The following is a 15,412-nucleotide window of genomic DNA, read 5'->3' as shown; positions in this document are numbered from 1 at the left end:
ATTATCGTAGCTGAGGGCCCATGATCTCCTTCAGGCGTGGCCGCCCCTAAGGGCTATTCGCACAGGGGAACCCTTGGACGCCGCCGCCGCCCGTCCGTCGATGACGCTGGACCCCAGTACAAGTCAGAATTCACATGAGGAGCACACAGTGGTTGAAGCTACCGCAGAGCGGACCGGTATCGTCTGGGGACGTGAAGTCGTCGAAGGGACCGTTCACGGGCGCCCTTCGCTCATGTACAAGGACCGACCCCAGTCGGTTAACCAGTTCTTACTGGAGGCCCGCCGGTGGCCTGACAGAGAGTTCCTGGTCCAGGGACAGCGCCGGTTGACATACAGCGACCACGAGGAAGCGGTTGCCCGCGTGGCCGCCCGCTTGGCGGCATACGGTATTTCGGCAGGCGACCGTGTCCTGCTCCTCGGATTCAACTCGATCGAGTGGTATGTGTCCTTCTGGGCCCTGCATAGCCTTGGCGCCGTTGCGGCGCTCGGCAACCCTTGGTGGAGCGACCACGAGATCACCGCACTTGTCGAGAAGATCCAGCCCAAACTGGCCATCACCGATGTCGATATTCGCGCTGTGTCACGGGTTCCCGTGGCGGAAATCCGGCGCCTTGTGGATTCCGGCGAACCAGCGGAGCTCCTCCTGGCCGAGGTCGAGGAGTCTGACGACTCCATCATCATGTTCAGTTCAGGGACGACGGGACTTCCCAAGGCAATCCTGGTCTCGCAGCGCTCTGTGATCGGTAACATGCACAACCTTCTGGCCATGACTAACCGACTCCCGAACGAACTGCCCGAGGATTTCCAGCCGACCACTTCCATGCAATCCGTGCCGCTCTTCCACCTGGCCGGCGTGCAGACCAGCATCGCGACCCTGCTGCAGGGCGGCAAGCTCGTGATGCTCGATGGAAAGTTCGATCCGGCCGAAGTGCTGCGCCTCATCGAGGTTGAAAAAGTCCGCTCCTGGGGCGCCATCCCTACGATGGTCTCGCGTGTGCTTGAGCACCCGGACCTCAAGATTCGGGACGTATCGACGCTGGCTTCGATACCTCTTGGAGGCTCGGCGGTACCCGGCGAACTGCGCGACCGCATTTCAGCTGCCTTCCCCGCTGTCAAGAAACGGATTGGCAGCCTATACGGACTGACCGAGACCGGCGGCCTGCTGGCCGCCGCGTCCGGTCGGGAAATTTCGGGTCACCCGGGACGAGTCGGAAAGCCGCTGGCCGTCGTCGAGGTCAAGATTGCCAACCCGGATGAGACCGGCGAAGGTGAAATTATGGGGCGCACCCCTAATGCTCCCGAGGCTGTCCTCGGCGAAGGGCCCCTGGAGGATGCAGAGGGCTGGATCTCATCCGGTGACCTCGGCCGCATTGACGAGGAGGGTTACCTCTACGTGACTGGACGCGCCAAAGAGATCATCATCCGCGGAGGCGAAAACATCGCAACGGCAAACATCGAGAACACGCTTCTGCGCCACCCAAACGTGGCCGATGCTGGCGTGGTGGCGCTGCCCGACCGGGACCTGGGCGAAAAAGTCGGCGCTGTCGTCGTCATCCGCCCCGAAGCCGATGCTCCTGATGCTAAGGCTCTTGCGGAGCTCTGCAGGGAGTATCTGGCACGCTATGAGATGCCCGACACCTGGTGGATCCGCCGTGAGCCGCTGCCCATGAACGCGATCGGAAAGATGAGCAAGAAGGAGCTCATCGCGCAGTGGACCAACCGGGGCGGGGAGTCGCTCTTTGAGGCCTAGCCCGCCAAAGAGAACTTCAGCAGGTTGAATCAGTCGGACCGTTGGGAAGCACTTCTCGAGTACCGAATGGCAGCACAGCGCCCGGCACCTGCCGACAAGTAGCAGTCCCTGACCGCCGCATCACACAGGTACTGGACAGATAAACAGACAGACAGGATATGAGGTAGGCAATGGTTAAGGTGACACTGGCGCAGGAAGCAGCCATCGGGGCCGAGGAGCCGGTTGAGGAGTTCGCGGCACGCGCCGCCGCGTTCCTGGAGGCAAACCTGCCGCCAAGGACCGCACGCGCCACCTTCGTCTGGGGCGAGGGAGAGGACACCGGTGTCAAACTCTGGGAAGAACCGGATTCCGACGAGGAGCGGACTAGGATGGCGGATTCCCGCGCCTGGCGCAGGAAACGGTTCGATGCAGGCTTCGGGTGGATTGATGGTCCGGTCGACCAAGGAGGCGCCGGGCTAACCAAGGAACATCTCCGTACCTATCGTCGGCTGGAAGCGCAGTATCAAACCCCGAGCGACACCTACTTCAAGCTCGACAAGATCCTCAGCCCGGTAATCCGGAAGTACGGCCAGGAAGCCATCGCCGACTCGATCCCCAGGGCTCTCTACCGTGGCGAACTCATGGCATGCGAGCTCTTCAGCGAACCTGATGCCGGGTCGGACCTCTTCTCGGCCCGAGCCAAGGCGGTGCCGACCGACGGCGGCTGGCTTCTCAATGGTCAGAAAGTATGGACTTCCGATGCGCACCTGGCCGACATCGGCGTTGTCTTCTGCCGTACCAGCAGCGTCCCCGGCAAGGAAGCCTTCTCCGCGTTCCTTCTGGACATGAAGCAGCCGGGCGTGACGGTGGTCCCGCTGCGCCAGATGACCGGCGGGGCAGCGTTCAACGAGGTGTACCTGGACGACGCATTCGTCCCCGACGCCAACCTGCTGGGCAAGGTTGGACAGGGATGGGAAGTCACCCGGGAGATCCTGGCACTCGAGCGCGCCGGCATTGGCGCCGGCCTCAACCGTTCTGGATCGGGCCTGGCCAACGGGACACGGCTGACCGCGCTCGTGAAGGCCATGCACGCCCAGGATGAGCCGCTTATCCGGCAGGAGTTGATCAAGACCATCAGCGCCTTCTGGGCCGCCAAGCAGCTGACAACGCGGGGGTCGGACAAAGTCGGCGCATCGGCCTACAAGTCAGACCCCACGCCGCTGATCAGCAAGCTTGCATTGAGCAACAACCTGCGTAGGGCATCCGATTTGGTCGGAAAAGTTCTTGGACCGAAGGCAACGGCCGACAACGGCGAATGGGGCACTTATAGCTGGAATTCACTGCTCCTGGGTGAGCCAGGCGTGCACATCTTTGCCGGCACTGACGAAATTGTCCGCAATTCCATAGCCGAAAAGGTCCTCGGCCTTCCGAGGGACTAGGAACCAACATGACGGTCATGCAGAATGACGCCGGCAAAAGGGTCGCCGGCCTGAATATCATGAGCCGGACGCCGGTTAACGGAGCAGGTCCCCGCGTCATCATGGTGCACGGCGCCATGGACACCGGAGCAAGCTTCTCGCGGCTCGCGGACAACCTGCCCGAGTTCGACGTCACCTACTATGACAGGCGGGGCTACGGCGGCTCGGCCTACCTCAAAGGCACCCCCTCAAGGTTGGAGGAACACATCGAGGACCTCCTCTCGCTCATCGGCGACGAGCCCTGCTACATTCTCGGTCACAGCCTGGGCGGCGCCATCGCGCTGGCAGCCGCCGAACGCGCTCCGGAACGCCTTCTGGGAGTCATGACCTATGAGGCGCCTTTGCCTTGGGAGCGATGGTGGCCGGCACCGCCGCTGCCGAAGGGGTCCACAACTGATCCCGCCAATGTCCGGCCAGCCGCGGAAGCTTTCCTGCGTCGCGCCATGGGTGATGCCGTGTGGAACGGCCTTTCGCAGCCAAAACGGGACAGGCTGCTCGGGTGGGGCCCGGCATGGGCGACAGAGCTGACCGACGCGCGCCAACTGGCGGTCTTCAGGCCCGAAAACCTGCACGTCCCTGTCTTAGCCACCCATGGAACGCGCACCGATGACCGGCACAGGCGCGGCACCCAGGAAATTGCCCGAAAGATCAGCGGTGCCCGGCTGGAGAACGTGGAGGGCGGGACCCACCTGGCCCACCGGAAGCATCCGGAGAAGTTGGCGGCACTGTTGCGCACCTTGGTGAGCAGAGACGGCGCCACGCAAGGATAGGAACCATGCGCCAATCGCTTCTGGCACCGGGGCCGGTTGTTCAGCCCGCGGTCACCCGACGAGTATGACGACCAAGGACGGCAGGACATTCCATGATGGCTCTGAAATACATGGGCATTGGCGATGTACGCTTCGGGGAAGTACCCGTTCCCATACCGGGTCCCGGCCAGGTTCGATTGAGGGTTCTGGCGTGCGGCGTGTGCCATACAGACGTCGCTTTCCGCGGGAACGCTGATCTGGCACTCGAACCTGGGTTGACGCTTGGCCACGAGATCGCCGGGACCGTTGACATGCTCGGTCCCGGCGTCCCCGGCCCTGCACCCGGCACCCGGTGTGTGGTTTATACCGTCTGGTCGTGTGGTGACTGCCGGCAATGCGTCGCGGGGCGGCAAAACGCATGCCTGGGCACGGGAGGTCGCTACACCTCACCCCAAGGCCCTGGTACCAGATTCGACGGAGGCATGGCCGAGTACGTCGTCGTACCGGGTTCCTCCTTGGTTCCTGCGTCCGGCCTCTCTCCCGCCGACGCGGCAGTCCTCCCTGATGCCGCTTTGGTGCCCTACCACAGCATCCGTGGTGCCTTGGATGTACTCGGCCCCGGCTCCTCGGCCCTGGTGATCGGGATCGGGGGCCTCGGTCAGTACGCCGTCTCAATCCTTCGAGCGGTTACCGCCAGCCGCATCATTGCCGTCGACGTTCGTGACGAAGCCCTGGCCACGGTCGAAGGTCTAGCCCACCACACCATCAATGCGTCCGCTCCGGATCTTACGGCACGGGTGCTGGAGGCGGCTGGAGGCCTTGGTCCCGACTTCGTTCTCGACATGGTTGGCACCGACGCAACGTTGGCACTGGCGACGTCGGTCGTGGCGGTTTACGGGGCCATACGCGTCCCCGGCCAGGGTAATGGTTCCTTCCGTTTCGAGACCATCCGCACGACCACCTCTATCCCCCGCGGGGTGACCATCAACCGCCCCTACAGCGGCACACGGCAGGATCTCGCAGATGTCGTTGCTCTCGCGCGCTCCGGAGACATTGGCATTCCGATCACCACCTACCCCTTCGGCCAAGCCCTGGAGGCCTTCGACGATTTGGCAGCGGGACAGATCCGAGGCCGTGCCGTCCTGCTAATGGATCAGCCAGCGTAGGGCTCTCAGACCGGGAGCAGAGGCTGGTCCCGCAGACCAGGTTTAGGAACGAGGCCCGACACGGAAGGCCCGGCTGATTCAGCCGGGCCTTCTGCATGCATGAAATGCCCTCCCTCACTGCACAGCAACTTCCGTCACTGCACAGTAAAGGGGAGCGCCAGCACGTGCGCTCCCCTTTACAGTGTCACGTTCTCCGGCCTACTAGGCCTGGCGCGCCTTCACCCGGAGGGTCAGCCGCTCCACCCCATTGGTTAGACTGTTCCCCTTCAGGAAAACCACGTCATTGTCCAGATCGAAGTCAACGGACTCGATGCGCTCAGCCAGCAGCCGGAACATCGTCTTGCTCTCAAGCCGTGCAAGAGGTGCGCCGAGGCATGCGTGAACGCCGTGTCCAAAGCCGAAGTGCCCCTCAGTTTCGCGGTCAATGTCGAATTTGTCCCCGTTCTCCCACCGGGTCTCGTCGCGGTTCGCGGATGCCAGCAGCAGGCGGACGATCGAGCCGGCCGGAATCCTCACCCCCGCAATCTCGACATCTTCAGACGTGCGCCTTGGCGCCTTGTGGACGGGGCCGCGAAAGCGAACCAACTCTTCAACGAAGGCTTCCACATCATCGGGGCGCTCATGCAGGCGGTCCAGCAGTTCCGGGTTGTCCCTGAAGACCAGGAAAGCGTTGGCCATCAGGCGTGTCGTCGTGTCGAATCCCGCGATGAAGATGAAGACGCACAGCTCGACAGCCTCCTGACGCGTTAAGATACCGTCGTCTTTCCATGCCCGGGCGATGTGCCCGGCGACAGACTCGCTCTTCTCCTCATGCAGCCGGTCCAAAATGCCACCCAAGTACTTGAACAGACCCTGCGCGTTCTCCTCGTCACCGGGCAGGCCAGGTGCCATCCTCGAAACCCGTGCGAACCATGCCCAGACGGACTCAGTCCACATATCGAACTCCTCGACTTCCTTGTAGTCGACCCCCAGGATGCCGCTGATGGTGGCCATGGTCAGTGGACGGTTCAGCTCATCGGTGACCTCGCCTCCGCCTTTGGCCACGAAGTCATTGACGAGGCCGGTGGCTACCTCAAGGACGCGGTCCGAAACCTGGTTGATTGCCTTGGGAATGAAGGCCGAGGCGACTACCTTGCGGATCTTCATATGCGCCGCCCCGTCCATCAGGGTCGGGAACGCAAATGGCGTCTCATCGTTGACCTGGTTCTTGTAAATTTTCGGTGCCCGCATGGCCTTGCGCACATCGTCGTACCTGGAAACGAAGTAAACATCTTCCTGTGGATGCTGGACCCGGAGAACCGGGTGGTGAGCCCGCATCCACTCAAAGTGGGCGTACGGCTCGCCCTGGGCGCCGGTCTCGTCGATGACGGTCCATGGCGCCAACCCCTCGGGCCACTCCAGTTCGTGGGAGTACGGGATCGGCCGCGTCTGTCCCTCGTTGGACATAACTGACATCATGGTCCTTTCTTCGCGGCTGCCTCGGCTGCTCGCCGTCAGCTAGCCACCTCGCTACGTCTTGTGATCTCCGGTGTGGCGGCGATTACCCGCCCGTGCCGCTTCCCATCAGCCTGCCACCAGTGACGCCCCACACACCCACTCATTTCACTCACCGAAATCGCATAAGCGCGGTGACAGCCCGGATGGATCACCTGCCCCGAGGCTTTGCCCCCAACGCCATCGATATGGCGAAAGCGGCGGCCTGAAGGGCGGGGATGGCCGTTGTCGGCTGTTCAGTGCCGCGGGCGTACACCACGTTGAGGGCGGCGACGGCAGAGCCGTCCTGTGCGAAGATCGGGACGGCCATGCCTGTCCATCCTCTGGTTCCTATGCCGGGAACAAGCGCGTACCGGCGCTGCCGGATGTCCGCAAGCATTTTGCGAAGGACGTCCGGGTCCGTGACCGTATCTTCCGTCATCCGCAGCAGCGGCCTTTTCAGGAATTGCTCCTGGTACTCGGTTGATGCGTAGGCCAGGAGGACCAAGCCCGACGACGCGCCATGGATCGGATGGCGTTGGGCCACGTGGGCACGCTCGAGCTTGAACCACTCCGGTGTGAGGCGCTCCAGGTACAAGACGGTCCCCCCGTCCAGAACCGCCAGAGTCACCAACTGGCCAAGGCTTTCGAAAAGATCCTCCATATAGGGGAGGGCGATGTCACGGACGGCCAGACGGTCGTTTCCCCGGGTGGAAAGCTCCCATAAGCGCATGCCGATTTGTATCTGCTTGTCGGGCCCCCGCTCCAACAGGCCGTGCCGGACAAGCTCCGTCACCAGACGGTAGGTCGTGGGAACGGGAAGATCGGCCCGTTCAGCCAGCACGGACAGAGGCATCGACCGGTTTTTTCGGTCGAAGGCGGAGAAGATCCGCGCCACGCGGCTGATTACGGACTCCCCGGGTTCGGCAGCGGCCGGCATCACAATCGGCCTCCTCTAAGCGCCCGGGGCCTAACGATATCGCCTGCACCCGGCACGAACGTTGACACTGTGTCTCACACCCCATACTAATGGTCCAACCACTGTTTAAGGCTCCGCGCCAAGGTGTGCAGCGGCGCGACCTTTAGCCGCTGCCACGGATGGGACATCATGATTTCCACGTTTAGCAGCTTCCCCAGGGGCGCGTTCGGGGCGGTAGCCGGCTCCGTGGCGCTGACCGCCGTTTCGGTTTCACCGGCGTTTCTCGTGGGCGCTGTCGCCGTGCAGATGCGCTCGGAACTGCAGTTTGACGCGGCCAGCATGGGCCTCGTTGCGGCCATCATGTTCGGCACCGGGGGGCTGCTGGCCCGGCCAGCCGGGGCCCTCGTACAGAAAATCGGGTCGCGATGGGGGACCATCGCTGCCGCCGGCACCTCCACGTTTGCCTTCCTGGGAATCGGCATGGTCCAGGACCGGTCCGGTCTTGCCATCTGTCTCACTGTCGCAGGCATCGGCAATGCACTCAGTCAGCCCTCGACAAATCTCCGGATCTCATTGGCGATAGCTCGGAGCAGCCTGGGGCTGGCCATGGGCATCAAACAGGCCTCCATCCCGCTGGCGAATCTTCTCGGGGGCCTAGCCATCCCCGGCATTGCACTGACCATGGGCTGGCGCTGGGCCTTCCTGCTCGCCGCGCCGCTGGCCTTGCTGGTTGCCTTGTTGGCACTCCTCTCCCCCGTCAGGCCGGTGCAGGAACCGGATGCCCGGGCATCCGAGGAAACCGGAACACCTCGCCTGCCACTCGTGATGCTCTCTGCAGGCGGTGGCCTGGCTGCCGGTGCCGCAACCTCGCTCGGCATCTTCTTTGTTGCCTCGTCGGTTTCGTCGGGAATCAACCCGGCGTCCGCCGGCTACCTCTTCGCATTACTGGGGCTGCTCGGACTGATGAGTCGGATCGGGTTGGGAGCACTGGCCGACAGGATGACACGCGTCGGACCATACTGGCTGGCCAGCTGGCTTATGCTTGCCGGCGCCGCGGGGTTCTTCCTTCTGGCGGCGGGCGAACCGCCTCTAATTATCATCGGCGCCGTCGTCGGATACTTCGCCGGATGGGCGTGGCCCGGCCTCCTCCACTACGGAGTGGTACGCGATAGCCGCCAATCCGCGGCCTTAGCCACGGGTGCGCTGCAGGTTGGTCTTTCGCTGGGAGCCGCCCTGGGACCGCTGAGCTTTGGCATGCTCGCTGCCGGCGATTCCTATGCGCTGGCCTGGACGGTTGCCGGATCGGTCCTGCTGAGCGCCTCTCTAATGGTCGGCTGCGCGGACCGCCTGATCATACGCCGCCGGGGCGCGTCGCGGGAGGCGCTTCCCAGAGACTTCCTCCCTGCCGATCACTGCGCAGATGGCCATTAGCGCCTTTCCGTCAAAACACAAGGCTCCTTTCATCCAGCAAAATATGTGAGAACGATCACGACACCAGAGCCTAGAATAAGTAAATGGTTCGACCGAGCGGAGCACCGCTGCGATTGCTAGATGCCGAAGACGACAATTCGAGCCGCAGTCGGGGCGCCGAGCGCCTCATACGATGCACCTGCCACCGGGCGAAACCCAACTTTTTTCGGTCCTCAAAGGAGTGAACATGAGTAATACGACAATGGTGTCGCCCCGACGCGCAGCAGCTGCGGGATTCTTTGGAGGGGCCATTGAATTCTATGACTTCTTCATCTATGGCACGGCGGCCGCCGTCGTGCTGAACGCGCTGTTCTTTTCTGGGCTGTCGCCGGCGGTTGGCACCTTGGCCGCTTTCGCGACGCTTGCCGTCGGGTACATCGTCCGGCCTCTGGGTGCGGTGGTATTCGGTCACATAGGCGACAAATACGGGCGCAAGAACGCCCTGATGGGCACCCTAATGACGATGGGCGGGGCGACAGTCCTGATTGGCATCCTGCCCACAACAGCTGTCATGGGTGACTGGGCGGCTGTCCTGCTCATTCTTCTGCGTGTGGTCCAGGGGCTGGGCCTCGGGGGCGAAATGGGCAATGCGGCAACCCTGTCCATGGAGAGCTCTCCCGAAAAGAAGCGCGGCTTCTATACGTCGTTCACATATGCGGGCGGGTTCGTTGGCATGGTCTTGGCCACCGCCGCTTTCGCATTGGTGACCATGCTCCCGAAAGCGGACTATATGGCTTGGGGATGGCGCCTGCCTTTCCTCTTCAGCGGAGTGCTGCTGGTGATCACCTACCTGGTTCGCCGCCAGATTCCTGAGACACCGGCTTCCGAACAGGTACGTGCCGAGGGCAGGATCGAAAAGTTCCCGATCATCCAGGTTGCCCGCAAGCACAAGAAGGACGTCCTGCTGGCGACCATCATCGCAACCGGACCCAACACCGTCTTCTACACAGTCGCTGTCTTCGGTATCTCTTTCGCGGTCTCCAAGTACGGAGTCGCCCAGACAACGATGCTTGCCCTGGTCTCTCTGTCCTCCGCCTTACTGGCCTTTTCTGTGCCCCTCTGGGGAAAGCTTTCGGACCGGATGGGCCGCCGGAAACTGATCATCATCGGACTGATCGCCGAGGCGCTGTTCACGTTCGTTTACTTTATGCTCCTGGGGACCTCCGATCCAGTGTTGATTCTGCTGGGTATGGTGCTGGTCCTCTGCTTCGGCCACGGCATTGTCAACGGAATTCAGGCCGCCCTTTTCACGGAGCTGTTTCCGATCGAGGTGCGGGCGAGTGCTGTCTCCCTCGGCCAACAGTTGGGTGGTGCAATCAGCGGATTCGGCCCTTTGGTGGCCGCGGCGATCATAGTCGCCAATCCGGACGGTTGGTACCTAGTTGCCCTGTACGCCGGCGGACTCTGCCTGCTTGGTGCCGTGGCAGCAGCCTTCACGGTGGCGAGGTGGGGCAAGCAGGAAGCCATTGCTTTCGAGGAAACCGTCAAAGCCGCACAATCCACCCCGCGGACTACTGAAAACGACGCTGCCGCTCCAATCCGCTAACAGCATCAGCCAGGCACTCGATTATCACCAGCTAGCGTGCGGGCAGGTCTTCGTTTAGGCCGGCCGAACAGCGCGCCCCGTAGTCACATGATCAACGCCCCTCGAACGACCGGTCGGATTTCAGCCGGTCGTTCGAGAAGCTGGTGGTTCGACTTCGAGCATCGATTCGAACAATTTCCCGGTCCCAGTGCCTGCCTCGCGTTACTGGTAGCGGACCAGGGGCGCCGTCTGCACCGCCGTCCTTTGGAACGCATTGATTTTCAGATCATATGCCCCCTTCCCGCGTTGCGTCAGGGGTGCACCGCAACGGTCAGGGCTCCCCGCACCGTGCGGCGAGACCCTGATTATGGCGGGAATTGCCGAGGCGGTCGGACGGCCCTCCGGAGAGCTGACTTTCGTCACCATGGAGCGCGTCTCGGGCGTCTCGTTGGAATCCCGCGGTCGACAGAATTACTTTTACCGCATCACCTGACGCCAGTGCCATCGTCTTCGCCCGTACAGCGACATTGGCGGCCAGTTTGAGAACAAGAACGTGAAGTATGAAGGGCGATAGGAGCAGACGGCGCGAAGCTTACGGTCGCCTGTGAGTGGACTCGAGACGCCGGCTTGAACTTGGAGGTTCCGGTTGTTCAGACGCCGATGACGTCGGTGGCCCGGGCGGAAAGGGCGACACTAATGATATGCACGCGGTCCCTCAGTGGCATGGCTGACTTTCGACCCGACCTTGCGCTTGTCACGGTCTTCCCTGCTGTCAACGCCGTTCGCCTTACCCCTGGGCCGACTATCGCGGCAAACAATGGTGTCGGCTTGGGCGGCTCCGGATGGTAGGGCGCACAGCCCTGATCATCCTTAGCCTGGCGGTCGGAACCCTGCTGGCCGCCCAGGCCCGAATCAATGCTTTCTTGGCTGCTGAGATGGGCGATGGGTTTGCAGCCGCCCTGGTGGTGTTTTCCCTAGGATTCACCACCACCGTAGCCCTCACGCTGGTTCACCCCAGGGCACGGGCTGCAGTGCGCCTCTTCCTGGGTCAGCTGCGCAGAGGTGAAATGGGCTGGTGGATATGCCTTGCTGGCCCTATGGCCATCGTGGGTATTCTGGCCCAGGCAGCAACGGTGAAAGTCATCGGTTTGGCATTGTTCTCGATATTTTTCATCTTCGGACAAATGGTCTCCAGCGCTTCGATTGATCACTTCGGCTGGGTTATGGGCCGTCGGCTTCGGCTCACACCGATCGGCTTGGCCGCAGTGGTTTTGGCCCTGGCAGGCGTGGTTGCCGCCTCACTTCCGCGGTTGGGGAACTCGTGGGCCTCCACGGGCGTGGTATTCGTATTCGTCTTCACCGCAGGATTGCTTATGTCGTGGCAAATGGTGCTGAGCGGCTCCGTCACTGCGGCCACCGGACGCCCGGAGCCGGCGGGGCTCGCCACTTACGTCTTCGGCATCACCGCACTGCTCATGGTTCTGGCGGCGATGCTGCTCGCAGGTTCCGGCACGGGCGTTATTCACGGCTTGGCCCAGGTGAAATGGTGGTATGTGGCCGCCGGTATCCTCGGCCCCGTCGTGGTATTGCTCGGCGCCGTCATTATCCGCACCGTCGGTGCACTGCTATTCTCCATGGGTCTGGTCACCGGACAGCTAGCCGGTTCAATGCTGCTGGACTTTGCCTGGCCATCCGCAGGCACCGATTTCTCATGGGGTACCCCAGTGGGCGGCGCCATGGCACTTGCGGCTATGATTGTGCTGAAGCTTTGGGGACATTATCCTCCGCCCGCAGCGACTGGACCGGACAAATCACACAAGGTCCATGCCGATTAGCACTTTGATCTGGGAGGGTGCTAGCTGCCCAGCCGGAGCAAGGCATCTGCCTCAGGACGAACGCGCCCTCTTCCGGGGTGTCGCCGGTCGGTGCCGGCAGTCCGGCAGCGCTTGAAAGCTTTTGATGGCGGACAAGTCCGTGATCAACACAGCCCTGTGCAGGGCAGCTCGCTGCCGGGTGCTGGTCCTGGCCGTACGCCTGCAGGTACGGCACAAACCATGATCGCCGCATAGAGAGTGCCCGCTGGAAGGCCACACCGCCGGCGACGCACGCGGAGTGAACACGCGTGACGCCCGTAGCCAGGCACACCAAACCCAATGCCGCCGATTCAGGGGTGTTAGCCGAACACTAAGTTGTGCAGGAGCCAACCCGACCACCGGCCGATAGGGCCGGGGGACGCACATCGCCGGCTCCAGGTTTGAAGTACCGATCCCTTAGAGCCGGGTGCCCCCGAGGTGTTCGTGCCGCTGCCTCCGGATACGGGCAACGCCGTCCCGGTCTTGGTAAGGAGTGCAACTACGCTGGAACTCCCATTCTCGGGAGCCCGTCTATCCAATCATTCGTTTTGTCACAGTCGGTACTGCGCTTACAACCACTGGTAAGCCCGGACGGCTCCGTCGCGGACCCACTGCAGAGGCGCCCGACTCCGCCGGGCGCCTCTGCAGAAAGCTAGTGAAGGTTTGGAAGACTGCTCAGAGCTGCAGTGCGATGAACTTGGTCTCCAGGAACTCGTCGAGGCCTTCCTTCGCCCCCTCACGTCCCAGACCGGATTTCTTGACGCCGCCGAACGGTGCCGCGGCGTAGGCAACCGTGCCACGGTTGAGGCCGACGTTTCCGGTCTCCAACGACTCCGACACGCGAATTGCCCGCCGAAGGTCCTCGGTGAATAGGTAGGAAACCAGCCCATAGTGGGTGTCGTTGGCCTTGGCCACCACTTCTTCCTCTGTCTCAAAGGAAATCAGGGGCGCCACGGGGCCGAAGATTTCCTCGCGGTTAAGTTCGGCGTCGGCTGATACATCACGCAGCACGGTCGGCTTGTAAAAGAAGCCGGGCCGGTCGACGCGTTCGCCGCCGAGCACCACCTTTGCGCCCTTGGCTACGGCGTCCTGGACCATTGATTCCACCGAAGCCAGCTGCCTCGCGTTGATGAGCGGACCGAGGTTTACGCCCTCGTCCTGCCCGCGGCCCTGAACGTAGGAGGACATACGCGAGACGAGCATTTCCTGGAACGTATCGATGAGGGAGGCATGGACGTAAATGCGGTTGGCCGAGGTGCAGGTCTGGCCCGTGTTCCACATTTTGTTAATCATCAACGCATCGATGGCTATCTGAAGATCGGCGTCCTCAAAGACAATGAACGGCGCGTTCCCGCCAAGTTCCATGGAGGCGCTTAAGACCTGCTCGGCCGCCTGCTCCAACAACTTCACCCCGACAGGTGTGGACCCGGTGAAGGACAACTTCCGGGCATCACCGGAGCGGATGAGAGGTTCCATGACGCCGTTGGAGTCACTGGTGGTGACCACATTAATAACGCCATCGGGCAGGCCGGCATCCTGGAAGGCTTCGGCGAAAGCCAGCAGGATAAGGGGCGTCTCCTTAGCAGGCTTAACCACGACGGTGCAACCAGCCGCGATGGCGGGCGCCAACTTACGGGCGGCCTGGGAGAAGGGAAAATTCCAGGGAGTGATCAGGATGGAGGGGCCGATCGGCTGCTTCACCACGATCATTCGTCCGCCGCTTACCGGATTAACCTGGTAGTTGCCCTCGGTCCGGACGGCTTCCTCAGCGAAGTGCTCGATGAAGTCGATGCCGCTGTTGATCTCGGCGCGAGCCTCAGCCAAGGGCTTGCCCGCTTCCATCGAGAGGATCCGTATGTTGGTCTCCATACGCTCGCGGAGGATGGTGACTACGCGTCTGAGAACGTCTGCGCGAAAACGCGGCGTCGTTGCAGCGAAGCTGGCTTGGGCGGAAACCGCCGCGTCGAGGGCGCGTCGCCCATCCGCCACGGAAGCGTCGGCAACTTGGGTGAATGCCAGCTCCGTTGCCGGGTCGAAGACGTCGAACACCTTGCCGCCCGTAGCGGGAACCCACTGGCCTGCGATGAAGAGATCACGCTTGGCTGATTTGATAATGGCAGCTTCGCCGGGCGCAGGCGCCTGGCGATCGATCTGAACGGTCATGTGATTGTGCTCCTTCTGGGAATGATCTTGGATTAATCCGGGCCCTGCTACTGGAGACCGTGCAGGCCCTTGACGGTAAAGGCATAGTCAACCTGGAGGTCCTGACCACTGACGTAGCTCGCCAGATCGCTGTTGAGAAAAAGCAGCGCCTTAGCCTGGTCGTCAGGAGTGGAGGCGGCACCAACGTTTGAGACATGGGAGCCGCGCAGACCGTTGGCATTTTTGCTGAAGTCCTCTGCCATGGGGGTGTCGGTGGCGGCGGGAGAGATCGAGTTGAGCCGGATGTGCTCACCGGACAAGGCAAACGCCCGGTGCTTCATCCACACGATAAGGGCCTCCTTCGACATCATGTAGGCGAAGTTCAGCCCGTTGAAGGTGGCTTCCAGCTCGTCACGGTGGTCCTTGTACCACTGCTGGCCTGCTTCGAAGCCATCGGTTTTCGCAAACTCCAGGTGGAGATTCTGGCGCAGCTGCCACTTCATGCCTCCCGTTGAAGCGATGACGGCTACCGATCCGTCCTCCGGGAGGCGCGGAATCAGTCCGTCCACCAGATAGCGGGTGCCGATGTAATTGATCGTCAGAACGTCCAACTCGCTGAAAGTGCGGCCGCCATAAATTGTTCCCGCAATGCCGGCACAACTGAAGACACGGTCGATCTTCTCCGGCAGCTCGGCCAGAGCAGCATCGATCGAGGCCTTGTCCCCCAAGTTGATCCGGACGTATTTTTCAACCGGCAAGGAGGGTTCGTTGATGTCCAGTGCATACACGCGTGCACCGAGTCCGTTCAGCAGCGCAACGGTGGACTTGCCCATGCCGGACGCTGCGCCCGTAACAACGCAGATCTTGCCTTCGTAGTTCAAAATATCGTTCATCAGTTGCTCCTTGTG

General features: G+C 62.2%; 11 protein-coding genes. 7 read left to right on the top strand and 4 right to left on the bottom strand.

Annotated features, from left to right (window positions below; all coding sequences use genetic code 11):
* Positions 1-148: 148 nt before the first annotated feature.
* The 4 genes from FNL14_RS12235 (at position 149) to FNL14_RS12220 (ending at position 5,122) form a co-directional block, all read left to right on the top strand.
* Positions 149-1,750, top strand: coding sequence for a class I adenylate-forming enzyme family protein (locus tag FNL14_RS12235; RefSeq protein ID WP_220126170.1), 1,602 nt, complete (start codon positions 149-151; stop codon positions 1,748-1,750).
* 170 nt (positions 1,751-1,920) lie between these two features.
* Positions 1,921-3,168, top strand: coding sequence for an acyl-CoA dehydrogenase family protein (locus tag FNL14_RS12230; protein ID WP_142060411.1), 1,248 nt, complete (start codon positions 1,921-1,923; stop codon positions 3,166-3,168).
* An 8-nt stretch (positions 3,169-3,176) separates the two neighbouring features.
* Positions 3,177-3,977: an alpha/beta fold hydrolase gene (locus FNL14_RS12225; protein ID WP_142060409.1), complete on the top strand. Its 801-nt coding sequence runs from the start codon at positions 3,177-3,179 to the stop codon at positions 3,975-3,977.
* A gap of 92 nt (positions 3,978-4,069) precedes the next feature.
* The gene (locus tag FNL14_RS12220; protein WP_142060407.1) at positions 4,070-5,122 is read left to right on the top strand and encodes an alcohol dehydrogenase catalytic domain-containing protein; all 1,053 of its coding nucleotides are present in this window, start codon (positions 4,070-4,072) and stop codon (positions 5,120-5,122) included.
* Between the two features lie 201 nt (positions 5,123-5,323).
* Here FNL14_RS12220 and FNL14_RS12215 read toward each other — a convergent pair whose 3' ends face one another.
* Positions 5,324-6,568 carry a cytochrome P450 gene (locus FNL14_RS12215; protein WP_220126169.1) on the bottom strand — a complete coding sequence of 415 codons (1,245 nt, stop codon included), beginning with the start codon at positions 6,566-6,568 and terminating at the stop codon, positions 5,324-5,326.
* Positions 6,569-6,767: 199 nt separating this feature from the next.
* Entirely contained in the window at positions 6,768-7,535 is a 768-nt protein-coding gene (locus FNL14_RS12210) for an IclR family transcriptional regulator (RefSeq protein ID WP_142060403.1), read from the bottom strand.
* 168 nt (positions 7,536-7,703) lie between these two features.
* On the opposite strand from FNL14_RS12210, the gene FNL14_RS12205 reads away from it, so the two are divergent.
* The 3 genes from FNL14_RS12205 to FNL14_RS12195 all read left to right on the top strand — a co-directional run bounded on the left by FNL14_RS12205 (position 7,704) and on the right by FNL14_RS12195 (position 12,344).
* On the top strand, positions 7,704-8,945 hold the full coding sequence (locus FNL14_RS12205) for an MFS transporter (protein WP_142060401.1): 1,242 nt from the start codon (positions 7,704-7,706) through the stop codon (positions 8,943-8,945).
* 226 nt (positions 8,946-9,171) lie between these two features.
* Entirely contained in the window at positions 9,172-10,530 is a 1,359-nt protein-coding gene (locus tag FNL14_RS12200; RefSeq protein ID WP_181762616.1) for an MFS transporter, read from the top strand.
* Positions 10,531-11,351: 821 nt separating this feature from the next.
* Positions 11,352-12,344 (top strand): DMT family transporter, encoded by a 993-nt coding sequence (locus tag FNL14_RS12195; protein WP_142060396.1) that lies wholly within the window; start codon positions 11,352-11,354, stop codon positions 12,342-12,344.
* Between the two features lie 693 nt (positions 12,345-13,037).
* Here the strand turns inward: FNL14_RS12195 and FNL14_RS12190 are convergent.
* Both FNL14_RS12190 and FNL14_RS12185 read right to left on the bottom strand, forming a co-directional pair.
* Positions 13,038-14,525, bottom strand: coding sequence for an NAD-dependent succinate-semialdehyde dehydrogenase (locus FNL14_RS12190; protein WP_142060394.1), 1,488 nt, complete (start codon positions 14,523-14,525; stop codon positions 13,038-13,040).
* A gap of 47 nt (positions 14,526-14,572) precedes the next feature.
* Positions 14,573-15,397 (bottom strand): SDR family oxidoreductase, encoded by an 825-nt coding sequence (locus tag FNL14_RS12185; RefSeq protein WP_142060392.1) that lies wholly within the window; start codon positions 15,395-15,397, stop codon positions 14,573-14,575.
* Positions 15,398-15,412 lie beyond the last annotated feature (15 nt).

Origin of the sequence: Pseudarthrobacter sp. B4EP4b, assembly GCF_006680095.1 — a bacterium.
GTDB lineage: Bacteria > Actinomycetota > Actinomycetes > Actinomycetales > Micrococcaceae > Arthrobacter.
Note: the sequence above shows the minus strand (reverse complement) of the source record. Positions and strands in the feature narration are given on the sequence as shown.